Origin of the sequence: Paenibacillus silvae, assembly GCF_014639235.1 — a bacterium.
Classification (GTDB): domain Bacteria; phylum Bacillota; class Bacilli; order Paenibacillales; family Paenibacillaceae; genus Paenibacillus; species Paenibacillus silvae.
On record NZ_BMFU01000006.1, the window covers coordinates 21350 to 46918 of the forward strand.

General features: G+C 50.9%; 22 protein-coding genes and 1 riboswitch. Of the genes, 8 read left to right on the forward strand and 14 right to left on the reverse strand.

The genetic code is table 11. The features are described from left to right. Positions 1-24: 24 nt before the first annotated feature. From coxB to IEW26_RS19475, 3 genes are all read right to left on the reverse strand, one after another. The gene (coxB, locus tag IEW26_RS19465; protein WP_188593537.1) at positions 25-1077 is read right to left on the reverse strand and encodes a cytochrome c oxidase subunit II; all 1053 of its coding nucleotides are present in this window, start codon (positions 1075-1077) and stop codon (positions 25-27) included. Between the two features lie 564 nt (positions 1078-1641). Next, entirely contained in the window at positions 1642-2397 is a 756-nt protein-coding gene (gene map, locus IEW26_RS19470) for a type I methionyl aminopeptidase (RefSeq protein ID WP_111272197.1), read from the reverse strand. Between the two features lie 209 nt (positions 2398-2606). Next, positions 2607-2795, reverse strand: coding sequence for a hypothetical protein (locus IEW26_RS19475; protein WP_017690840.1), 189 nt, complete (start codon positions 2793-2795; stop codon positions 2607-2609). A 395-nt stretch (positions 2796-3190) separates the two neighbouring features. Between IEW26_RS19475 and IEW26_RS19480 the strand changes: the two genes are divergently transcribed. Next, the gene (locus IEW26_RS19480; RefSeq protein WP_188593538.1) at positions 3191-3463 is read left to right on the forward strand and encodes a transposase; all 273 of its coding nucleotides are present in this window, start codon (positions 3191-3193) and stop codon (positions 3461-3463) included. Between the two features lie 90 nt (positions 3464-3553). Continuing rightward, positions 3554-3892 carry a DUF4870 domain-containing protein gene (locus tag IEW26_RS19485; protein WP_111272199.1) on the forward strand — a complete coding sequence of 113 codons (339 nt, stop codon included), beginning with the start codon at positions 3554-3556 and terminating at the stop codon, positions 3890-3892. Between the two features lie 358 nt (positions 3893-4250). On the opposite strand, the gene IEW26_RS19490 is transcribed toward IEW26_RS19485, so the two are convergent. Both IEW26_RS19490 and IEW26_RS19495 read right to left on the reverse strand, forming a co-directional pair. Further along, positions 4251-5612 carry a nucleobase:cation symporter-2 family protein gene (locus tag IEW26_RS19490; protein ID WP_188593539.1) on the reverse strand — a complete coding sequence of 454 codons (1362 nt, stop codon included), beginning with the start codon at positions 5610-5612 and terminating at the stop codon, positions 4251-4253. Between the two features lies 1 nt (position 5613). Then, positions 5614-6201, reverse strand: coding sequence for a xanthine phosphoribosyltransferase (locus tag IEW26_RS19495; RefSeq protein WP_188593540.1), 588 nt, complete (start codon positions 6199-6201; stop codon positions 5614-5616). Positions 6202-6424: 223 nt separating this feature from the next. Continuing rightward, positions 6425-6524: riboswitch (purine riboswitch) on the reverse strand. 268 nt (positions 6525-6792) lie between these two features. On the opposite strand from IEW26_RS19495, the gene mscL reads away from it, so the two are divergent. Continuing rightward, a complete protein-coding gene (mscL, locus tag IEW26_RS19500; protein WP_145405721.1) occupies positions 6793-7287 on the forward strand; it encodes a large conductance mechanosensitive channel protein MscL in 495 nt (164 codons plus the stop codon). A 181-nt stretch (positions 7288-7468) separates the two neighbouring features. On the opposite strand, the gene IEW26_RS19505 is transcribed toward mscL, so the two are convergent. Next, positions 7469-7771: a hypothetical protein gene (locus IEW26_RS19505; RefSeq protein ID WP_188593541.1), complete on the reverse strand. Its 303-nt coding sequence runs from the start codon at positions 7769-7771 to the stop codon at positions 7469-7471. Positions 7772-7894: 123 nt separating this feature from the next. On the opposite strand from IEW26_RS19505, the gene IEW26_RS19510 reads away from it, so the two are divergent. Together IEW26_RS19510 and IEW26_RS19515 are read left to right on the forward strand one after the other, a co-directional pair. Further along, on the forward strand, positions 7895-8602 hold the full coding sequence (locus tag IEW26_RS19510) for an NUDIX hydrolase (protein ID WP_188593542.1): 708 nt from the start codon (positions 7895-7897) through the stop codon (positions 8600-8602). A gap of 1027 nt (positions 8603-9629) precedes the next feature. Next, positions 9630-9875: a hypothetical protein gene (locus IEW26_RS19515; protein WP_188593543.1), complete on the forward strand. Its 246-nt coding sequence runs from the start codon at positions 9630-9632 to the stop codon at positions 9873-9875. Between the two features lie 138 nt (positions 9876-10013). Here the strand turns inward: IEW26_RS19515 and IEW26_RS19520 are convergent, their stop codons facing one another. Both IEW26_RS19520 and IEW26_RS19525 read right to left on the reverse strand, forming a co-directional pair. Continuing rightward, positions 10014-10817: a TrmB family transcriptional regulator gene (locus tag IEW26_RS19520; RefSeq protein WP_188593544.1), complete on the reverse strand. Its 804-nt coding sequence runs from the start codon at positions 10815-10817 to the stop codon at positions 10014-10016. A 60-nt stretch (positions 10818-10877) separates the two neighbouring features. Continuing rightward, positions 10878-11693 (reverse strand): zinc ribbon domain-containing protein, encoded by an 816-nt coding sequence (locus tag IEW26_RS19525; RefSeq protein WP_188593545.1) that lies wholly within the window; start codon positions 11691-11693, stop codon positions 10878-10880. Between the two features lie 372 nt (positions 11694-12065). On the opposite strand from IEW26_RS19525, the gene IEW26_RS19530 reads away from it, so the two are divergent. Both IEW26_RS19530 and IEW26_RS19540 read left to right on the forward strand, forming a co-directional pair. Continuing rightward, positions 12066-14810, forward strand: a complete 2745-nt coding sequence (locus tag IEW26_RS19530; RefSeq protein ID WP_229729936.1) for a UvrD-helicase domain-containing protein — start codon at positions 12066-12068, stop codon at positions 14808-14810. A gap of 242 nt (positions 14811-15052) precedes the next feature. Continuing rightward, positions 15053-15421 (forward strand): hypothetical protein, encoded by a 369-nt coding sequence (locus IEW26_RS19540; RefSeq protein WP_188593546.1) that lies wholly within the window; start codon positions 15053-15055, stop codon positions 15419-15421. 193 nt (positions 15422-15614) lie between these two features. Here the strand turns inward: IEW26_RS19540 and IEW26_RS19545 are convergent, their stop codons facing one another. Then, positions 15615-16685, reverse strand: coding sequence for a Gfo/Idh/MocA family protein (locus IEW26_RS19545; protein ID WP_188593547.1), 1071 nt, complete (start codon positions 16683-16685; stop codon positions 15615-15617). A gap of 65 nt (positions 16686-16750) precedes the next feature. Next, positions 16751-17227 (reverse strand): GNAT family N-acetyltransferase, encoded by a 477-nt coding sequence (locus IEW26_RS19550; protein ID WP_188593548.1) that lies wholly within the window; start codon positions 17225-17227, stop codon positions 16751-16753. Between the two features lie 259 nt (positions 17228-17486). Between IEW26_RS19550 and IEW26_RS19555 the strand changes: the two genes are divergently transcribed. Further along, positions 17487-18560 carry a copper amine oxidase N-terminal domain-containing protein gene (locus IEW26_RS19555; RefSeq protein ID WP_188593549.1) on the forward strand — a complete coding sequence of 358 codons (1074 nt, stop codon included), beginning with the start codon at positions 17487-17489 and terminating at the stop codon, positions 18558-18560. Between the two features lie 142 nt (positions 18561-18702). Here the strand turns inward: IEW26_RS19555 and IEW26_RS19560 are convergent, their stop codons facing one another. From IEW26_RS19560 to IEW26_RS19575, 4 genes are all read right to left on the reverse strand, one after another. Beyond that, the gene (locus IEW26_RS19560; RefSeq protein WP_188593550.1) at positions 18703-19092 is read right to left on the reverse strand and encodes a RidA family protein; all 390 of its coding nucleotides are present in this window, start codon (positions 19090-19092) and stop codon (positions 18703-18705) included. Between the two features lie 791 nt (positions 19093-19883). Beyond that, positions 19884-20861, reverse strand: coding sequence for a M15 family metallopeptidase (locus IEW26_RS19565; protein ID WP_188593551.1), 978 nt, complete (start codon positions 20859-20861; stop codon positions 19884-19886). A 344-nt stretch (positions 20862-21205) separates the two neighbouring features. Continuing rightward, positions 21206-22039: a hypothetical protein gene (locus tag IEW26_RS19570; RefSeq protein ID WP_188593552.1), complete on the reverse strand. Its 834-nt coding sequence runs from the start codon at positions 22037-22039 to the stop codon at positions 21206-21208. 115 nt (positions 22040-22154) lie between these two features. Continuing rightward, positions 22155-25457 (reverse strand): DEAD/DEAH box helicase, encoded by a 3303-nt coding sequence (locus tag IEW26_RS19575; protein ID WP_188593708.1) that lies wholly within the window; start codon positions 25455-25457, stop codon positions 22155-22157. Between the last annotated feature and the right edge of the window lie 112 nt (positions 25458-25569).

The following is a 25569-nucleotide window of genomic DNA, read 5'->3' on the forward strand; positions in this document are numbered from 1 at the left end:
ACCCCCTTCTTCATCCTTGCTGTGCTATTCGTATTGCAATTTGTAGTTGGCCAGATACTCGGCAATACCGTCGATCTCTTCATCCGTCAGTCCCAGACTCTTCGGACTTGGCATCGTATTGCCAGGCTTCACGGCTTGTGGATCATGAAGCCATTCTTTCATGTTATCCAGTACAGGCTTGCCTTCTTCCTGACCTTCACGCTGATTCAGCAAAATGCCTGCGACGGATTCCTTGCCGCCGATGCCTGTAAGGTTCGGAGCAACAGGTCCGCCTTGATCGCCTACTGCGTGGCAAGAAAGGCAATTGGTTTTGAACTTCTCGGCGAGCTGTGCGTCCTCAGGAAGGACAGCAGGAGCCTTCATCTCGTTAACCCAGCGATCAAAGGACTCTTGGCTAACAGCCTTAACCTTGAACTCCATGAACGCATGTGATCTGCCGCATAACTCGGCACATTTACCACGGTAAACGCCTTCATTCGGTGCAGAGAAGCTGAACTTGTTTAATGTTCCATCCGGGTTTGTGTCCATTTTGCCCGCAAGTGACGGCACCCAGAAGGAATGAAGCACGTCAGCGGTTTTCAATTCGAATGCAATTTTTTTTCCGGTCGGGATGATGAGGTCTTGAGCGGTGGTAATGTCGTACTGAGGATAAGTAAATTCCCACCAATACTGATGTGAGGTAACTTGGACCTTAACTGCGTTCTTGTCGTTAGACAGATCTTCACCGTGGGCAAAAATCGTCTGCACCGTCGGCACAGCCAAAATAATTACGAGTAAAAGCGGAATGGCTGTCCATATTACTTCCAGCTTGAAGTTTCCTTCAACCTGCTCAGGCACTTCGTTCTGCCCGACTCGTCTGCGAAACCTGATCAGGACATAGGCAGCAATAGCAAATACAATGATGAGCACCACGATCATAATCGCAATAGATAGCTTCATCAGATCTAATTGGTCTTGTGCCACAGGACCCTGAGGTTTCATTACCGACAAGTCTTCCCGCCCGCATGCGGATAGCAGCAAAGAGAACACCGCCAGCAAGGGGAGGATTCGCTTTGCAACCTGCCACTGTTTCATCATTGATCTACCCCACTTTTTTACGTTTTCGTAGATTACGGTTGTCGTTCGGTACAATGATAGCGCGTGTACGTTACAGTACGATAAACATAATCCTCTTCATCATACAGAATGCTTACAAAAATAACGCTTCCAGTACTCCCGTCATTTCCTGCCCAGGGCATGTCTGCGCATTCTTCCAATTCATTCTATATGCTTCAATCACTTATTAAATATAAGTTGAGGGTATGATTTTGTCAATCTTTGGACACATGTTCACAAATTGTTCACTTTATGTATAAAACCGCTCTGCAACTTGCTTTGCAAACGATTTCACTTAAAAGTATTACTCTCTTCTTCTGAAAAATTTTGCCAAATTTCGGTGATAAACTAAAGTTTCTTAGCGATTTTTATCACAATTAAAACATGCGGTATTATGCAAAAAGAAGCCGCCTCTCGTGCAGGAAATCATTACCACGTTTGCTGGAAATGAACGAATCTGCTCCATACCTGTTCATGCTCATTTTAGCATGGAGCAATATTACTATTTTTCCGGGTAAAAGACTCCAATGATAAGCACCCTTACCCTTACGATCCATCTGTCAGAATTAACGGCCCCTCCCCCGTGATAGCTATCGTATGCTCATACTGCACCCCCCAGCTTCCGTCCAGCGTTCGAACAGTCCAGCCGTCCTCATCCCATATGACAGCACCGGAGCTGCCTTTGGTGAAAATCGGCTCAATGGTGATGACCATGCCTTCTGTAAGCATCATTCCTGTTTTACGTTTTCCGTAAGGCAGCACATTCGGCGGCTCATGGATATACTGACCGATCCCGTGACCGATGAGCGGCTTCACAATCCCGTAGCGGTACAGCCTTGCGGTTCGTTCAATTGCATTGCCGATGTCTCCAAGCGTGTTGCCCGGGACGGCCTGAGCTATTGCTTTATGCAGTGCTTTCTCCGTGCGTCTCATTAATTTGCGAATGGATCTGGCAGGTTCATCAATTGCATATGTCCAGGCCGAGTCAGCAAGCCAGCCGTCCTTGTTCACTACCATATCTATCGTCACAACATCCCCGCTGACGAGCGAACGCTTCCCGGGAAAACCATGACAAACGACTTCATTCACTGAAGCACAGGTAGCATATGGATACCCTTTGTACCCTTTTTGCTCAGGTGCGGCACCACGATCAGCCAGAAAGTCCTCTACCCGTTCATCGATCTCTGCTGTTGTTATGCCCGGGACCATCCACTGTTCGATATGCTGATGACAGCTGTGCAATATGCGTCCCGCTTCCCGCATGTAGCCAATCTCTTCTTTTGTTTTCAAAATAGGGTCCACATGCCTTCATCCTTCCTGCTGTAAGTGTACTTCCATATATATGCAGGAAGTTCAGAACAAAGCCCCTAAAGTAACAAGGAACAAAATAAGCAGGTTATTGATTATTGGACCAAAGCCGGGAACGCAAAAAAAACCGTCTGCCGGAGCCATGAGGGCCCGAGAGACGGTTCTATTCATATCGGAACAGTATAATCAGAGTTGGTGTTGTTTCAGGACACGGAAGAATCCATCTTGACAAGCTCATGCTCAACCACAGAAGTCAATTCTTCCTCATATCCACCCGTAATCCGGTATTTTCTCACATACTCCTTCACGAATTTTTTTGGATCTTTAGGACGGAAAATCCGAGTCATTTCCCTCAAACTTTCTTTGACCTCATTGTGACCTTTCGTTGCCATTGTAATTCCCTCCCAAAACGTTGAAAGTGAATGCTCCGTTTAGAGAACGCCGAATAAGTCTTAAATGCCATTCATGAAGTTGTGTGCGCGGCTTAAAGCAAGCTTTAGGTCGGGAACCTCGCCGAATAGCAAGTACCTGACACTATAAATACCCGATATGATTCTGTTTGAATCATAATCTTATTGTATCATATTCGGAACCTCGTTACGACTTGACGATTTTTCCTAATATATATAACGGTTTTACTGCCCAAAAAGTTTAATTCCGAATCATCTTTCTGAAAATGTTTATTCTATACGGATTAATCTGTCCAGCATAACCCGCGACTATTCGGGGGATATTATCTTGGATCACCAAATCAGTAAAAGATCTGGAAATTAAAGGAGGACCTGTTATGGAGCGCAAAGAACAGGATATGTTGCCCCTTTCGCATGAAATAGTCGAGGTTGACGGTGTTTATGTCAATGAAGCAGGACAGGAAGAGCACCTGCATCGGGGTCAGCATTTCCCTGCCGATCCGGTACTTGGCAAGACCGAATGGAAGCTGACCGAATATTCTTTTGATAACCATCACGAAGGAAAAACCGACGAGCGCCTCGTTCCCAAGGAAGATCACGAGGACAAAAAGGGGAAAATTACAAGTCCCCGCAGACAGATTCAAACGTAGCAATTCCGCTGGATTCATTCATATTCACCGGTTCAGTTCTGTCCACCTCCTACATAGCCTATATAAAAAGGACAAAGGAGGCTGGGCCGAATGTCACCCATGAAATCGTCCAGCGGTCTGGATGAAAATATAGCCGGCATGCTATGTTATCTCTTCACCTTCGTAGGCGGCATCATCTTTCTCGCTGTGGAGAAGCGCAGTCGGTTTGTGTTATTCCATGCCCTGCAATCCGTAACGGTTTTTGGCCTGATTATGGTCGGGCATGTGCTCTCTGCCTTTCTCCCTCTGTTCGGTCCACTGGTCGCATCTCTGTTATCTCTGCTTGGCGTCATTGTATGGCTCCTGACGGTTATTGCCAGCCTGCAGGGAAAATGGCTCAAGCTGCCTTGGGTCGGGGACTTTGCCGAGAAGCAGCTGCGGCATCTGTAGTCTTTCCAAGATACGCTCTAACCAAAAACACCGAAACAACAGGCTAATCTGAAGCCTGTGTTTCGGTGTTTTCTGTGTATATATATTATGTTAACCATACTCAAAAACCTAATTTAACCTCATTCATATTTTAGCGCATAAATCATAAAGGTAATGAACCATTCATGCCCTTGATCAAAATAGGTTACGTCGTGAATTATTCACCCTATTCAGTTTACATAATGATTCCACTGACCAAACGTCACCTCGCCATCCATACAGCGATTGCATCTGGATTCCAGGCAGCTGGTTAGCAGCCGGTTCTAAGGCTTAGAGACGTTAAGCCGTAGCTCGCCTTGCATGACCATAAATCTCCGTTTTATGCTGACTTGCCTGAAGCCTCAACCATGCCATCGGTATGTGATTCAGCCAGTTCCGCAGCGATGTCTTTGCTGCCAAGACCATTAAACAACAGATTCATAAAGATGGCTGTAAAGCTGCCTGCAATAATACCATTGCCCAGCATAATCTGAGCCCAGGCTGGCGCACCAGCGAACAGCTGAGGTACTACGGTAACACCTAGCCCCATGCCAACTGAACAAGCAATAATGAACAGGTTCTCATGCCGGCTCAGGTCTACCTGAGTACCAATAATACGAATGCCTGAGGAAACAACCATACCGAACAGTGCAACCATCGCACCGCCAAGCACCGAACCTGGTACAAGCTGCGCAAGCGCGGCAATTTTCGGTACAAAGCCGATGACAATCAGCAATCCACCTGCAACAACGATGACATCACGTGTCTTGACTCGGGTCATCTGCACAAGGCCTACATTTTGCGAATACGTCGTATATGGAAAGGAGTTGAAAATCCCGCCAAGCACAATAGCCAGTCCCTCTGCACGATATCCACGCGCCAAATCCTTGGAAGTCAGATCCTTGTCCAAGATTTTACCCAGTGCCATAAACACACCCGTAGATTCGGCCACACTGACAATCGCGACCAGAATCATCGTCAGAATAGGAACGATCTCAAAGGTTGGTTTCCCGAAATAGAAGGGCTGAACCATATGGAACCAGCTTGCGTCACGAATGGGTGCAAAGTTAACCTCCCCCATAAAGCCGGCAGCCACTGTACCAGCGAACAGACCAATCAATACAGAGATGGAACGTACAAACCCTGTAGTGAAACGAGTCATCAGAATGATAAAGACCAGCACACCGAAACCAAGCAGCAGGTGCACACCGCTGCCAAAGTCCTCAGCACCTTGACCGCCACCCAAATCGTTAAATGCGACCGGAATCAGTGTCAGCCCAATAATGGTGACGACGGAACCTGTAACTACTGGTGGAAAGAGCCGAATTAATTTACCGAAAATTCCTGAGAAAATGAGCACGAACAGACCGGAGGCAATAATTGCACCGTAAATGGCAGATACTCCGCTGCTCTGTCCGATCATTATCATCGGGGATACCGCCTGAAAAGCACAGCCGAGCATGACTGGCAGCCCTACGCCGAAATATTTATTGCCCCAAACCTGAAGCAGCGTCGCTACTCCACAGGCAAGCAGGTCAATTGCAATCAAATAGGTAAGTTGCTCCTGTGTAAATCCAAGTGCGCTGCTGACGATTAGCGGCACAACCACAGCACCTGCATACATCGCAAGCACATGCTGAAGTCCGAGCGAGAAGGTTTTGACCGGATGCCGATGACGCTGAAAAATACGTTCCCGTGCCATATCAGTTCGTGCCCTCCTCATCCGCAAAAGTTACTTGTCCATTGGAAAGCGCTCCGATGCGAACCAGGGATTCCACCCGGTAACCCGCTTCCTTCAAAAGACGCCCTCCAGGCTGAAAGGCTTTTTCAATGACAATCCCGATACCGACCACTTCCGCGCCAACCTGCTCCACAATACGTGCCAGACCAAAGGCTGCTTCGCCGTTCGCCAGAAAATCATCAATGATCAGTACGCGATCCCCGGGGTTCATAAACTTTTTGGCAACCGTAATCTCATTCGTCTCCTGCTTGGTGAAAGAGTACACCTTCTCCACCAGAATATCTTCAGTCAAGGTAAGAGACTTCTGCTTACGGGCGAAGATCAGCGGAACGTTGAGTTCAAGTGCAGTCATAATGCCCGGCGCGATCCCGGATGATTCAATCGTCAGCACTCGTGTGATGCTCTCGCCCTCAAAGCGGCGAATGAACTCTTTCCCCACTTCCTTCATCAGCACCGGGTCCATCTGGTGGTTCAGGAATGAGTCTACTTTCAGTACCTGCTCGGACAGAACAATGCCTTCCTGTCTTACTTTGTCTTTTAAAAATTGCATTATTTTTTCCTCCCAAGTAGCCCTTTACCTGCAAGTACAGTCAGTTCATATCTCTCCCGCGTGGATAAAAAGGCAAAAAGCCCGCCTTTTCACACCTGCGGCGTTAACCGGAGACGGGAAAGACGGGCTTGTTCCTGATTGGACAAGCCGCGTGAACACTGCAAACACCTTGGGCGAGGCTCAACCAGCATACAGCGGTATACCTGACCTTCGTCCGCCCAGGGCGCAGAAGCATTCTTCCCGTAGTCCAATCATTCCGGTGATCGGGTAGAGACATGCAGGCCTATTCCTGCACATATACGAGTAACGGCATATTCTATTCATTTTAACTCCATGATTCGATCTCAATTGTATAATTGCGAACCTTGAATATAAAAAGTTAAATAACACGGACAATGTTAGAAGTATACCGAATCTGCCGCTTGAAATAAAGTAGTATTTTCATGGAATTTGCGGAAAATATGTTTTATTTGCAAACAGGGGATGATTGATTTTCATTTTTTTTGTACAATATGAGAACAAAGCGCGTCCTTGAGGGAATCGATATAGGAGGCGGCAGCTTGAATCCAGAGGTTAAAGGAGTTTGTCACAATGAAAGGTATATTGAAAGAATTCAAGGAGTTTGCCGTTCGCGGCAACGTCATTGACCTGGCGGTGGGTGTTATTATCGGAGCGGCATTCGGTAAAATCGTAACGTCCCTCGTCAATGACATCATCATGCCTCCAGTGGGAAAATTGCTCGGCGGAATTGATTTCAGCCAGAAAATCATTAATCTTGACCCCGGTGTGAAAACAGCAAGCGGACAAGATATCACAACACTGGCTCAAGCGAACGAAGCGGGCGCTACGGTCATTGCGTATGGCCAATTTATCAACGTATTGATTGATTTCATTATCGTGGCATTCTGTATCTTTATGCTGGTTAAAGGCATTAACTATTTGAAGCGCAAAGAGCATACCAAACCGGAACCCGAAAAGACAACCAAAGCATGCAAATACTGTCTGTCTGAAATTCCGGCTGCAGCTACCCGCTGCTCCCACTGTACTTCACAACTGGAAGCAGAAGGAAGCAATGCTCCGGCATAGTTGAAAAGCAAGTTATCATGAGGTCAGGATATGTAATCAGACCTGCGGATATTCAGGTTCCACCTTACAGGTGGGGCCTTTTTTCATTCCTATAGCAACCGGGACCTCATACATTGTTGTGCAATGCAATTTGTTTATGTTTCGTCTTTGCGATCGCAATGTTCAATAAGCGTACAAAAACCTAGAAGCGCCGTGGCAACAGATGCTCCAAAATCGCTTTGAGGTCCTTGTCTTCCTTGTATACCTCTTCCCCCGTGTCCAGCTCGGTTACCCGAATAAACTCGAAATTTGCGCTTGCATCGATTGGTTTGAACAACAATTGCGCCTCGTCCTCCAGACGAACATTAAATCCCATGTCTTTAAACATCGTTACAAGTTGATTGGTCGCAGGCTCCTGGCCTTGCCCTACAAATATAAGTCCCCGAAGGGTTTTACGCTCCTGAGGTTGCGGATAAATCACCTGAAAGTGTACAATGCATTCCATACAATCGTTCCCCTTTCGTTAGAAACAAGCTTTTTGAAATATTTTTTTTGAAACAATTTCATCCTTTAAAAAACTTTGTGAAATTTTGAACTTTAAATTCTGCTATATAAGGAGATACGTTTCATGACCCAAGAACGTTTCGACATTTATGACAATCAGCAGCAATGGATTGGTACAGCGCCGCGAAGCGAGGTGCATGCCCGCGGATATTGGCATCGTTCCTTCCACTGCTGGATCGTGCGCGATGAAGGTAACACACGCATGGTTCTGTTTCAGCGGCGGCGGGATATCAAGGATACGTTCCCCAGCTATTATGACATCACCGCTGCTGGTCATCTAGCTGCGGGCGAACAGCTCCAGGATGCAAGCCGCGAACTGGAGGAAGAGCTCGGTGTACATACTCCCTTTGATGCGCTCACTTACCTGCTTACAGCCGAACAGCAGCTTCAGGGTGAGGTACGTGGAGTTCCATTTATTGATCGGGAGATCAGCTCCGTTTATGGCCTGTGCCTGAACCAGCCTCTGGAGTCTTATGTGCTGCAAGCAAGCGAGGTGGACAGCCTGTTCGAAGCACCGCTGGACGAGTTACTCGCCCTTTTCCGCCAAGAGACAGATGTGGTTCGAGCATCAGGTATACGCCCGAAAGTGTCTGCCTTGAAGCCGGAGGGTACAGCACCTTCAAACGCGGTACACTTCAATCGCAGCGGTCACAAGCCATTTGCCAATTCTGCACGGATCATCAGCGACGTACGAGCAACAGATTTTGTGCCGCACGGTACAAAATATTATATGGATGTGCTTGAAGCACTGAAATGCCTGCGGAGCACATAACTTCATTTTCTCAATAATCGTACCGCTTCATACCTGCATAACAGCATCACTTTATAACTGCCTGACAGTATCACTTTATACCTGTCTGACAGCATCTCTTAATACCTGTGTGAGCATTACCCGTGCCTGCACCAACATTACTTATCTATGCACTACAGTACCATTTATATTTGTACAAAAGCGCTACTTATAACACCACTCATATCTATACGACAGCACTACTTGTATCTACCACTCATACCTATACAAAAGCATACTTGTATCTGACGACTGCACCACTTACATCTTTACAATGGCACTATTCATATCTCCATAACAGCTTCACATCATACCTCTACTATTCACTGGGCGGCGAACGGATGCTGTGATAAACGTCACAGCATCTGCTGTAACCGCACACCGTCAATGATACATCGGGCACACAAAATTTCACGATGCTTGTAACCCGACAGGATCACCTTGCATCTCTCCCCCCTACGTTCACCCATGATCCATGATCATCACACAAGTCAGCGCTGTACCAGCTCTTCAACCACATATTTTGACAGCCGTATCCTGTAATTGGGACTTGAAGGCCAGTTAGTTCACGAACCAGACAGTCTAATTCAACAGTGATCGGCTGGATGTATCCCGAAACCGAGAAACATTGGGCAATCAGACCCGGTAACATTGTAACGATCTCAGGAAACGCTATTTGCCCCATTTTGGAGTGTTTAAAAACGTAACGATTCCCAGAGACGTTATTCGGCCGAAAATAGCCTGATTTGCGTTGAAAAGTCACTCCTTGCACTAAATAGCGTTCCTGGAAATCGTTAAAAAGTAGATAATGCGATTTTCTGCCAAATAAGGTTTGTAGGAATCGTTAGCGCTCGGACTATGGTGGTGATCACGGAGATTACATAGCTTGGATGCATCAAACGTTGCATTGTGTGAGGCTGCTGCCGCGGGAAGTGGGAAACATGGGGCATAGGTTACTTCATGTGAGTTCTGCTGTCGCAGGACGCGGGAACGTAGGATACGTTGCATCGTGTGGATGCTGCTACCGCAGGATGCGGGAACGTGGGACACGTTACATCATGTGGGTGCCACTGTCACGGGACGCGGGGAACGCAGGATACATTATGCTTCTACCGCAGGACGCGGGAACGTAGGATACTTCACATCGAGTGGATGCCACTGTCACGGGACACGGGGAACGTGGGAGCATAAAAGTACATTGGAAGCTGGCGCCGAGCAAGCCACGACTAGGCTCACAAGTTACACTAGCAACTAAAAAAAAGAAGGACCAGGCAGCATGAATGTTGCGCAGGCCTTGTCCTTTTTGTTCGAACTTTCCCTCTACCTTGTTCTCTTCCTAATTGCCTCTAATACTTTTCCTGATTCCCTCTGATTCTTTTACTGTTTGTACCCGTTACTGTTCATTCTCTGATGAAAAGGAGGACCAGTATCGCGCAGCAATATCTGCATACCGCCCTCCGTATCGGCTTTCCAGTTCTCTGCCCATGTCCTGCTCCAGCTCATACAGCACCAGCTCCTGTGCAAAATGGCTCAGCAGCAGTCCGGTCATCACCGGATGCTCTGTGACCACCGCCTGGGTCGGACAGGACTCTCCGCGCATGCCAAGCATGCACCAGCGGCGATCCACGACCAGCGAGAACTTGCGGCCTGTGCCCGCCCCGCTTATCGGCAGCCTCGGCAAGGGCAGTGGCTGGTCCAGCATGCCTTCCCCGCCTTCACAGGACCACAACAGGCGCACCCCCCGAGACTCGGCACGCTGCAGGTCTTCCCGAAGCAACTCTGCCTCCTCACGCCAGACGTCCACCACAATCTCATGCTGCGCTGCGGCAAGCTCGCGGCTCAGGTTCTCAAACACATTTTTGTCGCCCTCTACATTGTAAAACACAGGCTTCTCCGGCTCGCTCTGTGGCATGCTTCTCTCCACATACGCCAGTGAAGTGTGCATCTGATCCGAGATCATACGAGTCATCTCTTCAGGCTTCAGCATACTGTACTTCGCTGGCTCTCCGGGGCTGCACCTGAGAAATCCTCGCTGCTCCAGCCGCTGCAAGGTAGCATACACATTCGAACGTGAAACGCCGAGACGTTTGGCAACCTCATACCCCGAGGCTGATCCCTGACGGGCCAGCTCCACCATAATTTTAGATTCCATCTCGGTGAATCCGAGATGACGCAAATGATGCAGCAGTTGGTCCATATTTCTGTCCCCCCATGCTGTCAGCAACCAGCACTGCCTTATGGCAGTGCTTCTACTGCATCAAATCTGCTCGGCTCCGCAGCGCGGGCACCACTTCGAGCCTTTGGGCAGTTCTGAAGCGCAAATCTGACATTTCACCATTTCGCGCGGCACTTCGGTCTGCACATCTACTGTGCTCACGATTGGATTGTTCTCTTTCCAGTAACGAATGCGCTCATCCAGCTCCTGCTGGCGCTCCCGCTCACGCTGCATCTCCTCTTCTCTGCGGCGCTCCCATTCCGCATCGAACGCTTCCTTCTCTTCCAGCGTGAACTCGGTGCTGTTAAATCCCGGCTCGGTCTCCAGATCGGCAATGGACGGAATTACCGTGTGATACGGTTCATCCTCTTCATGCTCATCTACAGCGGGTCCATTGAAAATAGACTGCTCCGCAGCCGGATTCTGAGCAACAGCGGCCTCATTTCTCGCCGTTTTCGCAGCTCCTGAAGCTCCTGCCGTTCCCGATGCAGCTGCACCTGGTTTGAATTCGCCCAGCTTGCGTCCACATTTCGGACAGAAGTTGGCATCCAGCGAGGCGACGTGTCCACACTCGCACAGCCGTTCATTTTTCAACTCGGCAATCTTGCCCCGCAGTGCGTCAATCTCGTCCTGCAGCTCGTCACACAGATGAGACAGGTCCACCATCTCTTTTTCGGCCCGTGTCATATCCTGAGCACGATAACCTTCGTAGAAGATACGTCCCATATCGGTAAAATGGACTTCCTGTTCCTGCTGCAAGCCCACAATCTGATTGTTTATTTTGCCAATCTCAACCGCATGCTGTGCACGCTCTGTTGCTTTGTTTGCTCCGTTTCTGATGCGTTGAAGCAGATTCATATTCATTCCTCCTCTGTCCCGTCAAAACAATATCATTTCATTTTCATTCGTCGTTGATCTGCCATTCGCGACATGCGAACAGCCCGGATATATTACTTATACGATATGAAGCCAAAAAGTTGCGAAAACTTGCGCAGTTCCCCTGGTAGATGCGGATTTTGGATACAAACAGGGGCTTTCGTCAAGACCATACGTTCGGTATAATGGAACTTTGGCCCCATACGAATGGAGTTATACGAATAGAATGCATGCTTGATTGCCTGCCTGCTAACTCTATCATACCAATTTACAATGTGATTGTGAAAAGGGCAAATGGTTTACTTTTGAAACGGGATAGTCCTATCCCTGAATGCATATAGAGGTGGATGAAATATGTTAAGTCCGAACTCAACGTTTTACCCCCGTCCACTCGGGGTGACCCCTGCCGCATCTCTGCCCCAGTCTCCCTCTGCACCGCTGGAAACAAGCCGGCAGCTTGTGGGTAATGATCAGCAGGATGCCTTTTATTTTCGCTCGCTTGAAGAAGCGGGCATCAAACTCAACGGTCCGCAAATCTCTGCCGTGCGCCACGGCAGAGGACCTATACTTACCCTTGCAGGTGCAGGCTGCGGCAAAACAACCGTGCTTGCGGCAAGAGCAGGCTACCTGATGGAGGTTAGCGGCGTACACGCTGGCAGCATTCTGCTCGTCACCTTCACCAACAAGGCCGCGGCCGAGATGAAGGACCGTATAGCTGCCCTGCCTGGCATACGACCTGCTGCGGCCAGAGCCGTGCAGGCTCGCACCTTCCACTCGTTCGCGCTGACTCTGCTGCGCCATTATGGCGTGCAGGAAGATATTTTTGGCGAGCCGCGCGCCCAGCACACGGTGCTGAAAATGCTGCTGCGCCAGCAAGGCATGAGTGAGGCATTCCAGCCGGAAAGCCTGCTGGCGATGCTGTCCGCGTGGAAGATGCAGGGCTCGGACACGGCGGACTTGCCTGAGCAATCCCAGGAGGAACGGGATGCGAAAAAGGTGCTGCTCGGCTACGAGACCTGGAAGCAGGAGCGCGGCAAGATGGATTTTGATGATATTCTGCTGCGCGCGGCTGCGCTGCTTCGTGATCCTGCGGTGTTAAAGCCGCTTCAGCGGCGTTTTCAATATATAATGGTTGATGAATTTCAGGATACCAATCGGCTGCAATACGAGATTGTACAGCTGCTCGCTGCAGCCCATCGCAATCTGATGGTGGTTGGTGACGACGACCAGACGATCTATACGTTCAACGGCGCACGGCAGGAATCGATTCTGGAATTCGATAAAGTATACCCGGGTGCACGCATCGTGACGCTGGATATCAATTACCGCAGTGATGCGCGTATTCTGGGTCTCGGCAGTGAGCTGGTTGCCCGCAACAAACGCAGACGTGACAAACGGCTGCGAGCGGCAGGACAGCGCGGGGATGCACCGCGCTTCGCTACTCCGGCCAACGCCGAGGAAGAGGCAGCCTGGGTAGTCAATCAGATCTGTCAGCAGGTCGAGGAAGGGCTGTATACTTATCGCGATATGGCGATTCTGCATCGGACAGCCAGCAGCAGCCGGGCGGTATTTGAGCAGCTGGTGCTGAAGGATGTGCCTTTTGTACAGCATGGGGCCTCCCCCGTGTTCTACGATCAGTCCCTGATTAAACCGCTGATGGACCATATGCGACTGTCGTTGAACCCACGGGCCATGGATGCCCTCCCTAGTGCTCTTGGGCCGCTGTATGTGTCCCGGGATGCGGGGCTGGAGTGGATTCAGCGCTGTGAGCAGGAGCAGGCCAAGAAATATCCGCTGATTCATCTGAGCAAATGGGACAAGCTGAAGCCTTTTCAACAGGAGCAGGTCAAGGAGCGGATCAAGCTGATCAAATCCCTGCACAAGCTGAAACCGATCATCGCGGTTCAGGAGATGCGCCGCCAGTTCTATGACAAGTATATGGAGAGCGGCGATCCGACCATTTTCACACATTATAAGGAAACGATGCTGGAAACGCTGGATGAATTTGAAGCAGCGGTCAAAAAGTTCGAAACGGTAGAGGAATTTGTGCAATTTGCTGATGAGCTGTCCCGCAGACACCGCGAGATGGAATCGCTGCGCCGCTCGCAGGACAGTGATGCCGTGCAGCTCATGACGATTCACCGGGCCAAGGGGCTGGAGTTCCCCTGCGTCTACTGGATTGGAGCCAGCGAAGGCATCGTGCCCCACAGCACGGCTCTGCGCCACGATATCCCCGAAGATCAGAAAGCGGCACTCTCTGTACAGCAGACAGATGCCGAGCTGGATATGGCTCTGGAGGAAGAGCGCAGGCTTGCTTATGTCGCCATCACTCGGGCCAAGCAGCATCTGTATGTGACCTCGCCAGCAAGTCATCATGGCAAACCTGCGGATGTCTCGCGTTTCCTGCTTGAAGCTTTTGGCATGGAGGTACCGGATAAAAGCAAGGTACGGGAAGAAGGGCAAGGCAATAATCAAGCATCCTATAGAGATCATGGAAGTCGCAGCTACAGCGGACGTGACAATTACAGCCGCACCGGGAACGGAAACAGATATGAAGGCACACGTGAAACTAAGAAGAAAGCAGGGACACGATACACTGCCGATTCACAGCCAGCCAATGGGTTGATGCAGCGCCCACCCATTCAGGGTGGCACAGGTCAACGAGCCTCGCATGTACAGCATGATCGGCAGCGTAGTGCGATAAACCATAAGGATCAGCGGGAGATGGAAATGCTGGACGAGCGGGATGAGGATCGCCTGAGTGAGCAGCGCGGCAGCGGAATCATTCGAGATCATAAAGCTTTTAGTACACCCGGGCTTCATCCAAGGGCTACCCAAGCCACCTCAACCTCAAGCCCTTCCCGTTCCGACTCACACGCTGCTGCGGCAGGTGTAAGCAGGGCCGAGTGGACCGAAACCGTAGCTGTCTGGAAATGCAGCTCTGCTTCGTGCAAAGCATGGTTAAGACAAAAGCCGGCGGTGCCTTCCGGTAAAGTATTGAAGAAAACTACCTCTGTCCCGCCCGCCTGTCCATTATGCTCAGGAACGATGATTGCTGGCACTCGGGAGGTTCCCGTTACGAACCGCTTTGGAAAGTAAAATATAGTAGAGTATTCGCTAGACGGTTTACCTATGCTCTAAAAATGGAAACACAATCATCCGCCTCAGACTGGCTTCATCGATCGTTTCAGGGCGCTTGCTGCTGTTTATTAACAGTAGAAGCGTCTTTTTTCCAATTCAACAGGGTAGCGGTCTTTTATTTTCAATTTAACAGCAAAAGGATCTTTTTTTAATGAACTGTGTTAACGGAGTTTTCTAATAATGAAATGGGGGGTTGAATTATGCAGGACAGTAAACAGCATCTGTATGTATCGGTAACTCATAACCTTATTGAGCAGACGAGGAACGAATCTACACCGTTTGAAGTCATAGTGGATGACGGACAGTTGGCTACGTTACAGGACTTGATGAAAGTGTTGGAAAAGGGAGACGACTATTCGCTGCAGCGGGCACCGGTGCCTTACAAATCGGCAGATCATGATGAGGGGAATGAGCGGCTTACGGACGGCGTGATGATGCTGTACACCTTTCTCTACGATCACGGCACTCCTGAGACCAGACAAGCCATAGATCGTATGAATGTGCTCCCCAAGCTGCAGAATACTGACTACGATGACCCGGGATATGAGAATTCACCCATGAATAAATGAGCGTTATGCGAGAAATAAGCATTATTACCTGACATGAACAAGTTCTGTCGGGCCTTTAGATTCGAAGACACGATCAACAACCCTCCTTCTGAAAAGAGAACTTTTAGAAGGAGGGTATTTGCTCATTGGATTTCCGGCATTACGCGTTAATAATCTTACGTTTAAATAACCGATTAATTGTAGCGTTCTGCTATTAATCCAGCCTGATCTCCTGCCCTTTCTCGGCAGACTCGTAAATCGCACACAGCATGCGGGTGGAGGTCACACCATCTGCAATGGGACTGATGGGCGGCGTACTATTCAGGCAGCATTCAACAAAGTGGTCGATCTGATTCTGGAATGCACCGTGAATGTCCAGACCGGGGTGGTCCGTCTGGGGTTCAATGTTCATGATCGTGTCATGTTTCTCGGTGATGATCAGTGTTCTGGGTTCCAGTTCGAAGCCGCCACGCTCACCGTATAGCCTAACATAGGACTCATCTTCTCGGGCATGCAGGGTGAAGCTCACATCCACCGCCAGTGATGCCCCATTCTCAAAGCGGATCAGGGCATTTGCCATATCTTCCACGTTGTTGATGGCTGCGCTGTAATCCGCCGCTTTATAAAATGAAAGATGGTCAATATTCGCACGATTGCCGAGCTTTCGATACGTATTGCCGCTGACCGACACTGGCTTCGGTCTGCCCATCAGATACCAGCATTGGTCGATGATATGTACACCCAGATCAATCAACGGACCGCCGCCCGAACGGGCTTTATCTGCGAACCAGCCACCCGGATTACCCAGACGCCTCAGGATGGACGCTTTCGCATAATACAGCTCGCCAAACTCCCCGGCATCAATAAATCTGCGCAGCATCTGCATGTTGTTATCGTAACGGCGTACAAAACCGACCACAAACGTACGTCCGCTCTTCTTCACAGCTTCCTCAATTCGCAATGCGTCCTCTACATTCGTAGCGACCGGTTTCTCCAGCAGGACATGCTTGCCTGCCTCCAGTGCAGCAATAGCAAATTCTGCATGGGTGTTATTCCATGTACAGATACTGACGGCATCCACATGTGGGTCATTCAGCATCTCACGATAGTTGGTGTACACGCACTGAGCATTATATTTCTCTGCAGCGGCCTTAGCTCTCTCTTCATTCAGATCACAGATGGCATAGATGACCGCATCCTCATTTTTGGCATAATACCTCATATGAAGATCCGAGATGGAACCTGTACCGATCATACCGATGTGCAGCATTTGCCTGTTGCTCATCTTCGTCCTGCCTCCTTTTACCAAAACTCCATTAACGACTTCCTCTTTCAGATCTTTATTAACGTTTATTCTGCCCGCAGCATGCCTTCATAAATACCCGGTGTTGAATTTTCAATCTCCACCGCGCCCAGCGTTCGTTTGTAGAAGTCCAATGGCCCAGCCGATCCGATAATGGCATAACCGTATCCGTCTGCTCTCATGGCGTGCATGCAGGCCAATAGCAAAGCAGTTCCTACGCCCTTACCTCGGGCACTCGGACTCACTCCTGTCGGACCAAAGAAATTGCGGCAGGTCGCTTCATAACAGGCAAAACCAATCATTTTCCCATGTTCGAGCGCAATATAACAAGTTACGGGCTGACGTGCAAAAGCAACATCACATTCATCCACCCAGGGCTGGCTAAAATGGGACCTCACCCAGTCCAGCACCTGCTGCTTCTCCGGAGCAATCGCTCTGCGGATGACAATGGAGTTCGCCTTTAGCCTCTCCAATCCGCTATCCTGCTCCGGTAAACGATACAGCGCAACCAACATATCACTCATCGTTTTGTATCCTCCCTCACATCTGAAGTATGAATCCAATCCATAGTACGCAAATCCGTTTCACCATAAAATTAACCTGTCCCCGCTGCCGATAACCTGATTTTATCGCATTGCAACAAATGAAAACCGACATGCCTCGGTTACATTTATTACTTTCAGCTGCAACTTCGAGACGAGGTATCCCGTCAGTAATCATGAGATACGGACCTCTGTATAAGAGTTTACCGTGACACAACGCAGATGAGAAGGGATGATCCTAATGAAAAACAACATGAAAAAAGTAAGCACCGTGATGGCCCTTTCCATGGCGCTGAGCGGGGGAGCCGCTTATGCTGCATCACTGGATAACACAGCACCGCCTGAGAAGCAAAGCATCGTTTCTACCAGCAGCAGCTTGGCTGGAACGGTTCAAGTGTCCATTAATGGCACGGCTGTAGCTGACGGGTACTGGAGCAAGGATAACCAGACAGCGATGATTCCGCTGCGCGCCCTGACCGAAGCACTCGGAATCGAGCTGCAATGGAACAAGGCGGACAAGTCAGCTGAGCTGACTCGTGATGCACTTTGGACTCAGGTTTTTACAGGCAAGGACCGTTATTCCGTGAATAAAATGCTGCTCACGCTTGGCACAGCTCCCGAGATCAAGGATGGAACACTTTATGTGCCTGCTGTATTTGCAGAAAAGATACTTCACGCTCAATTGACTACAACCGGGAATCAGGTGAGTATCACGAGTGAAGAAGAGGTGAAGACGGTTACCGAGCGAGGTGTAATTACACGCATCTCCAACCAGGAGAAGTACCCGTCAATTCAGATTGGCGGTGCAAATCAGGATGGAATCGTGCTGAATCTGAGCAAAGACAGTCAATTGCTTTCTGCGGAGGGTAAAGAGCTTACACTTGCCGATCTGTCCATCGGCATGGTTGTGGAGGCTGAGCATTCTCTGATGACTACTCGCAGTCTGCCGCCACAGACACCAACGTATAAAGTGACGGTACTGGATACGGCTGCTGAACTAACAGCACAGCCCAAAGAACTTTTTGGAACATCAGGCACAATTGAAAATGTAAATATAAAAGAGGGTACGGTGTCCCAGATTGAGATTACCGGTACACGCTTAACTGAAACTGCTCCTGACCATGTCGTTCTAAATATCAACAAAGATACCTCGCTGCTGGACCAAAATGGTGAAGCGGTAGACGCAGAGCAGCTGACCAAAGGCGCCAAGGTCATCGGCTATTACAGTCCGATGCTGACTCGCAGTCTCCCTCCAATCGGCACAGCCTGGAGAGTGGTAGTAGAGCTTCCAACGGTTCAGCCTAAAGCGGAGTAAGACAATATAACCAGCGCAGGGCAAGCGATTATTGTATGGAATAAAAAACCTTACTCTCCTGTCATCGGACAAGGAGGGTAAGGTCTTTTGTTCGTTTTTAAACTTCTAGATGATCTCTCATATTCAAAAGGCATGTCTCATATCACTCTGTATCAATAATGGCTTCAGCCTCAATCTCGACCATAAGCAAGGGATCAATAAGCGCGTTCACTTCGACCATGGTAGCCACGGGTTGAATTTGCCCAAAAAATTCTCCATGTGCCTTCCCCACTTCTTCCCACCGCGTAATATCTGTGACGAACATACGAGTTCTGACAACATCGTTCAAGCTGGCGCCCAGCTCATTCAGCGCTTTTTCAATCGTCTGCAAAATAAACTTGGTCTGCACGTAAGGATCACCCGCTCCAACGACAACACCCTCCTGCATTGCTGTTGTTCCAGCAACCTCAACCCGGTTCCCAACACGGATTGCACGGCAATACCCCACCAGCGGTTCCCAAGGGGAGCCGGTAAATACCTGCTGTCTGCTCATTCTTCACGCCTCGCTTTGTTATGTAGTCTGGTTCTTGGATAAATTGAACTAAAGAAACGACATTATGCCACTTAACGATCCATAATCGTCAAATATCGCTGTAATGGGGCAAGATATCAGCCTTGGCAGGCTCATTAAGTCGAAGAGGGAAGGCTAACGATCCCCATAGAGCTTATTTCCCCTGAATCGGGGACATTTGAATGCTAACGATCTCCAGGAAGCTTATTCCATTCAAAATCCTGAAAAAGGAGCCTGATCAAGCTGGTTTCAGCACAATAGCGTCTCTGGGGATCGTTAGAATTTTCCAAAGCCCAAATATGCCGAAATAAGGCTTCTCCTGATCGTTAGCGCTCGCAGTAGAGGGTAGCAGACTTGCACTTGCCATGAGCGATGCACGATATTTGACTAGGGCGTGTCTGAAAACTCTGAAGGAAGCCAATTTTGCTGAATTTTCGTTCCAAGCAAGGAAGTTTTCCGCAGGCGTGCCGGGGCACGTCAAGGGAAAGTGACGCAGTAGGGGGCGAAAAGGCAGTAAAACATGCACTTCAGTAGGTTTCAAGACACGCCCTAATGTGCCTGGATTGATGAGCATATTGGAGTGGATTGTGTACATTCTTTAGTTCAACTTATATAGATTAAAGATGAATTATATCAGGCTGTCTGCAGCGCTATCAACAAAATAAATTAATTTTTCCGTTAAATATGATTAAACATAAACATCCCCTGAACAGCTCACTTTTACCTTGAGTATAGTCGAATGTTCAGGGGATATGAGTATTGAGACACGTCTATTACAGTTTAATATTAGCCTCGTCAAAGTAATCTTCCAGCGTCAAACCACTCTTCACGACATCTGGTGCAATATCTGTGCCGACATAGCGAATATGCCAAGGCTCATATACGTAACCCGTCTTGCTCTCCTGGCCTTTCGGATAACGGATAACAAAGCCATACTCGGCAGCATGCTCATCCAGCCATTTGCCTTCTTTGGACGAGCCAAACACCTCTTCCAGCACATTACCTACACTTGGACTGGACACATCTATCGCAAGTCCTGTCTGATGCTCACTTCGGCCGGGGACGGCACTGACGCGGGAAGCGTACTCTTCTCCCTTGGTTTTGACATTGTTGTTGTAGATGGCGACCTGACGTTTGTAGGACCGATAACCGGACACGGCACGAAGCTCAATCCCGTCTGCCTTGGCACCGGCAAACAGCTTCTCCAGCGCTTCAGCCGCTTCCTTGCGCATATGCCGCTTCTCATGCGGTCCCTCGAAGGAGAACGGTACGTCAGGCTCAACCAGATCACTCGGCTCATATCCCTCCGGCAGACTGCGCTGCTTGTTGACGATGACCGTCATTGCCTGCGCGTTAGTCACAACCGACTGGGCATCTACCGTAGTCTGCAGCGCACTGATGCTGCGCTTCTCCAGCAGCGGATCTTCTGATGCCGCCTCCCCATTACCATTGCTCGAGGAGCCCTGTTCCTCTCCAGCGGATGCAGAGTCCGAGCCTAGGTCTGTGCCTTCATCACTGCCCGGCTTGGACGTCTGATCTCCTTCCGCTCCACCCTTGCCATCCGAGCCAGATTCGTCGGTTAGATGAACGGTGGTGCCATCGGCTCCCTGCTCCGTGCTTGAGGGTCCGTTTGCGTTTGCATTATCGTTTGAACCGGAGCCGTTCTGGCACGCAGCCAGCAAAGCCCCACATATCATAAGTGAGGACAGCAGAACCACAATCCTGCGCTGTCTTCCTGTTCCTGATTTCATCGTAAAACTCCCATCAACGTAGTATTCGAGCGGATTATTGCTGTTTCATTTTCACACAATCCGACAGTGTTCACTGCGACAGTATACCTTAATTGCGTACAAACCTCCACCAGCAAAGACAGTGATCTCCCAGGCTCTGCGCAAGTGTATACCCTGAATACAGCCTGTAGGCTTGTTTTCTTTCATTTTCAATAGATGAACACATCAATTCACCGTTTGGAAAAAGAAAATCCGGGCAGCTTGCGTAAGGCACATCTTACTTGGCTGCACAGGTCTGTTCATGCGGTTAACCAGAACAAGCAGGGGCGATCTGCGATCACCCCCGCTGTATTGGCATATTGCATTTATTTGGCGGCCGGGCTGTCCTTGCGCTTCTGGACAGCCTGCCACATCCGCGCTGCCACGCGCTCGCGGATCAGATCCAGACCCGCTGCTGCCGGCACCCCTGGCAGCAGCGCGGTCAGCTCGGGCAGCGCAGGCGGCTTGCCCGGCTGCGCGAGCCGCACCTGCACGGCGCCGAAGCCCGGCCCCGGCTGGTGCATGGCGCCGTCTGCGGCAGCCTCGGCGATCCACTCGCCGACGGCTGCGCCGCCTTCGCCAGCCCGCGCCTGCGGGCGGCCCGCCGTCTCCGCGGCACGGCCCGCGCCGCTGGGATCATGGGCAAGCTCCGCTGCCCATGATCCCAGCACGCCGGCGAGCAGCGCTTCGCGCGGCAGGCCGGCGTGCGTCAGCTTCAGCAGCGGCTCGGCCGCGAGGCGCGCGGCAACGGCGCGCTCCGCCGCGGCGGCATGCGCGCAGCCCGCGCGGCGGCAGGTGCATGCCGCGGGCGCAGCAGCGCCGGGCACGGCGGCGCTCTGTGCGCCAGCAGGCGCGGGCAGCAGCCCGGCGAGCTCCGCCGGTGCCGGGCCGCCGCGCAGCAGGGCGTACAGCGCTAGCGGGCGCTGGCGCAGCTGCGCCAGCACGGCCTCGCGCTGCGCCTCGCTGAGCTGCGGCAGCGCGCCGGTGACCGTGAACACGCCAGAGTCGGCGGTTCCGGTCTGGAAGGCATCGGCAGTTTCGGGGGCAGACGCTGCCCGATCCGCCGATGTATCCACCTCTGCTGTCCACACCCCGGGGGACATATGCAGCTCTATTTTCCATTTTTCGCTCATCATCATGCCCCTTTCTACGTTGCTCATCCGAGCTTTCCTTATGGTCACTGTACAACTTCCAGGCTTATACCTGTCTCTATATCCATACCCATACCTGGACTGTTCCTTGTACCTCGGTACACCTCTGCTTTGATGGCCCGTGTTACAGCCACGTCTCCCCCTGCAGGGAGATCAGGCTGCGCAGCTCGTCATCCGACATCTCGGTCAGCCAGTTCTCTCCCGATCCGACAACCTGCTCGGAGAGAGCTTTCTTGCTCTCGATCAATTCATCAATCCGTTCCTCCAAAGTCCCTTGGCAGATCAACTTGTGTACCTGTACGTTGCGATTCTGCCCGATGCGGAATACACGGTCTGTTGCCTGATTCTCCACCGCCGGATTCCACCAGCGGTCATAGTGAATGACATGACTTGCCCGTGTCAGATTCAGGCCAACCCCGCCAGCACGCAGCGACAGAACAAACATCGACGGGCCTTCACCCTTCTGGAACGTCTCCACCATCTCATCCCGCTGGGCTTTGGAAACACCGCCGTGCAGGAAATAAGGCTCCTCCTCATAACGCCGGGCCAGTCTGGAAACGAGCAGCTCTCCCATGGACACATACTGAGTAAATACAAGTGCCGATTCTCCATTATCCCGAATGGCATCCAGCAATTCCAGCAACCGCTCCATCTTGCCGGATGCCTCTGTCTTGCCATGGTCCTTCCGACTGCTGTCTGCCAGCACAGGATGGTCACAGATCTGCTTCAGCTTGGTGAGAGAGGATAACACAATGCCCTTGCGTGCGATGCCATTGCGGCCATCCAGCCCGCCCATCAGCTCATCCACCACACGCTGGTACAGGATCGCCTGCTCCGGCGTGAGGGAGCAGTAGGATTTCAGCTCCAGCTTCTCGGGCAGATCCTTGCGGATATCCGGGTCACTCTTCAGCCTGCGCAGCATAAACGGGGATACCAGACGATGCAGCTCTCGCAGCGAGGCCGCACTTTCTTCTGAGGGGCCCAAGCCTGTATAACGCTGGCGAAAGGATGATGATGTGCCGAGATATCCCGGATTGAGAAATTGAAAAATCGACCAAAGCTCACTCAGCCGGTTCTCCACCGGCGTTCCTGTCATTGCAATACGATGTGAAGTAGACAGCCGCATTACACTCTGCGCCTGCTTTGTTCGATAATTTTTAATGTACTGCGCCTCATCTAGCACCACCGTTGACCAGTGTAGTAAGGCCAGATCGGGACCGTCACGGCCAGCCAGATGATACGTGGTGAGCACAATGTCATGCTTCCGGGCTTCTTCCTGGAACGCATCCCCGTGCAGCCGCTGTCCGCCGTGATGAATGTACAGGGACAGGTTTGGCGCAAAGCGCTTCAGCTCCCGCTGCCAGTTTCCAAGCAGCGATGTAGGGCAGACAATCAGAGCAGGCCATTGTTCCGCTGGAATAACATCAGCTCTCTGTGAAACAGTCGCCTTGAGGGCCGCATGGGAGTCGCCGGATTTGGACAATTGGTGCAGCCCGGACACTTTGCTCTCCGTTCTCTCAGCTATCCATTCTCGCTCTGCAGTCTGATCTGCGGATGCCTCATTGAATCCTTGTGTCTCTTGCGCTTCAATCAGTGCAGCCTGCCGTTCCTCCTGCTTGCGATCCAGCAGGCAGGTAATAACCTGGATCGTCTTCCCAAGACCCATATCATCAGCGAGACACACGCCGAACCCAAGCTCACCCATAGCGGATAACCACTGAAATCCGCGTTCCTGATACGGGCGCAGTTCACCGTGCAGCTCTGCTGGCACAGATCGCGGCTCAATGCTGCGAAGCACCTGCCCATCCAACAGAAAAGCAAGCATGCCTTCCGATTCCGCTCCGAAAACGGACATGCCTTTCCAGATGGAATCTTCTCCTTCATCTGCAGCAAGATGCAGCCACTCGGAAAGCGGCATATACTGCTCCTCTTCTTTTTTCATATAACGAAGCACTTGGCGAATCTCTTTCGTGTCTACCTCGATCCATTCCCCGCGGAACATCACATAAGGAACGGTTGATTCAGCCAGTGCAGCCAGTTCCTCCGCCGTAATCGGCTTGCCATCCAGCATCGGCTCTGCTGTAAAAGCAACCAGCTGCTCCATGCCCAGCGCAGAACCAGCACCTGGCTGACGCTCCGGCGAACCATTCATCATCTGCAATCGCAGACCCGCACGGCGTTTCCCGGCACGGCTCCATCTTGAAGGCATCAGCACCGTTATGCCCGCCTTCTGCAGCTTGGGAACCGCATGGGTCAGAAATTCAAAAAAGCTCTGCTGCTCCAGCTGTATTGCCTCAGGACGCGCATGCAGTAATGCGGTCTCCAGTTCCGGGGCCAGCTCCGACGCTTGACCGATGGCCATTAGCAGCTGCTCGGCTGCGGACATATAGAGCACCTTGCCCCGGTCCAGGTCACGCTCCGGGTGTGCCCATATGCTTCGCGCAGGCAGTCTAAGTCCAGACTCCTGATCACTATCAACCCAGAAGCTGATACCCCAGATTGAATCCTGCTCTCCCAGCGGCGGTTCCAGACGCAGTACCAGCTTGAATTTGCCTTCCACGGGCGGAGTCTCTTCGATACCAAATGCAGGCATCCTCGTTCCCCCTGCTTCATGAAGTGTATCCACGAAGTCTGCCATTTCCTCGGTCGGTCCCTGCACGGTGACAGGGCGAAACATCGAGATCAGGCTATTCCACCAAAGCTCTGACACAGGTGATGAGCCACGTCGGAACGCTGTCCGATAACGAGACAGCGCGCTATCCATGCTCTCCAGTTCACTTGTCACCACCGCATGAATGATTCCACTCATAAATGAAAATAAGACCGCCCCAGCCGCTTCCTCACGTGTCTCTGGCTCCGTGGAGGCATATGCTCCCGGAGCAGATAATGCAATTGGCGGCATGGACTCTGCAAGACTTCTAAAACGCTCCTGATCCTCTTCGAGCTGCAGTCTCGGGCGCCATACACCTGTTAAAGTCTCCTGTCCCGTTCTGCGTCTTGCACCGGTCTTGGCCGCAAACGCAGCCGCTGGAGCGATCGCTCCGCGGAGCAGCAGTTCCTGAGTGAACTGTGCTGCCTTAACCCAATAACGCATCTCTTCTCCGGCTTGAATTCCGGCTGCATGCAACATCTGATCGTCCCACTGCAGCAGCAGCCTGAAGGCATCCTTCGGGGAAACCGCGAGCCCTTCCAGAGTGCGACCAAGCAGCTGCCGCCGTTTCGTATTTTTGGCTTCTGCCACATTCCGAAGCGGATTCGGCCAGCGCAGCTCTGCAAGACGCAGCGCGGCAGGCTGAAACAGACGACCCTCGTCGCCGAATTGCAGCCTTCTCACCACGTGGCTCCAAGCATCTACACGCGGTTCCGATGTCTCACCGGAAAAACAAAAAAATACGTCTCCAAGCCATACTCCATACAGCGATTGCATCATTACAGTCTCCCGTCATCCCTTCGCATTGTTACTCTCCATCATATACGAAAATGAACGGATTTAAAAACCTTTACACTTAAAAAATGCAGATATCACTCTTTTGCTGCAT

Coding starts and splice junctions, on each gene's coding strand:
- coxB (WP_188593537.1), bottom strand. CDS start 1,077: ATGATGAAACAGTGGCAGGTTGCAAAGCGAATCCTCCCCTTGCTGGCG.
- IEW26_RS19475 (WP_017690840.1), bottom strand. CDS start 2,795: ATGGCAACGAAAGGTCACAATGAGGTCAAAGAAAGTTTGAGGGAAATG.
- IEW26_RS19480 (WP_188593538.1), top strand. CDS start 3,191: ATGGAGCGCAAAGAACAGGATATGTTGCCCCTTTCGCATGAAATAGTC.
- IEW26_RS19485 (WP_111272199.1), top strand. CDS start 3,554: ATGTCACCCATGAAATCGTCCAGCGGTCTGGATGAAAATATAGCCGGC.
- IEW26_RS19490 (WP_188593539.1), bottom strand. CDS start 5,612: ATGGCACGGGAACGTATTTTTCAGCGTCATCGGCATCCGGTCAAAACC.
- IEW26_RS19495 (WP_188593540.1), bottom strand. CDS start 6,201: ATGCAATTTTTAAAAGACAAAGTAAGACAGGAAGGCATTGTTCTGTCC.
- mscL (WP_145405721.1), top strand. CDS start 6,793: ATGAAAGGTATATTGAAAGAATTCAAGGAGTTTGCCGTTCGCGGCAAC.
- IEW26_RS19505 (WP_188593541.1), bottom strand. CDS start 7,771: ATGGAATGCATTGTACACTTTCAGGTGATTTATCCGCAACCTCAGGAG.
- IEW26_RS19510 (WP_188593542.1), top strand. CDS start 7,895: ATGACCCAAGAACGTTTCGACATTTATGACAATCAGCAGCAATGGATT.
- IEW26_RS19520 (WP_188593544.1), bottom strand. CDS start 10,817: ATGGACCAACTGCTGCATCATTTGCGTCATCTCGGATTCACCGAGATG.
- IEW26_RS19525 (WP_188593545.1), bottom strand. CDS start 11,693: ATGAATCTGCTTCAACGCATCAGAAACGGAGCAAACAAAGCAACAGAG.
- IEW26_RS19530 (WP_229729936.1), top strand. CDS start 12,066: ATGTTAAGTCCGAACTCAACGTTTTACCCCCGTCCACTCGGGGTGACC.
- IEW26_RS19540 (WP_188593546.1), top strand. CDS start 15,053: ATGCAGGACAGTAAACAGCATCTGTATGTATCGGTAACTCATAACCTT.
- IEW26_RS19545 (WP_188593547.1), bottom strand. CDS start 16,685: ATGAGCAACAGGCAAATGCTGCACATCGGTATGATCGGTACAGGTTCC.
- IEW26_RS19550 (WP_188593548.1), bottom strand. CDS start 17,227: ATGAGTGATATGTTGGTTGCGCTGTATCGTTTACCGGAGCAGGATAGC.
- IEW26_RS19555 (WP_188593549.1), top strand. CDS start 17,487: ATGAAAAACAACATGAAAAAAGTAAGCACCGTGATGGCCCTTTCCATG.
- IEW26_RS19560 (WP_188593550.1), bottom strand. CDS start 19,092: ATGAGCAGACAGCAGGTATTTACCGGCTCCCCTTGGGAACCGCTGGTG.
- IEW26_RS19565 (WP_188593551.1), bottom strand. CDS start 20,861: ATGAAATCAGGAACAGGAAGACAGCGCAGGATTGTGGTTCTGCTGTCC.
- IEW26_RS19570 (WP_188593552.1), bottom strand. CDS start 22,039: ATGAGCAACGTAGAAAGGGGCATGATGATGAGCGAAAAATGGAAAATA.
- IEW26_RS19575 (WP_188593708.1), bottom strand. CDS start 25,457: ATGCAATCGCTGTATGGAGTATGGCTTGGAGACGTATTTTTTTGTTTT.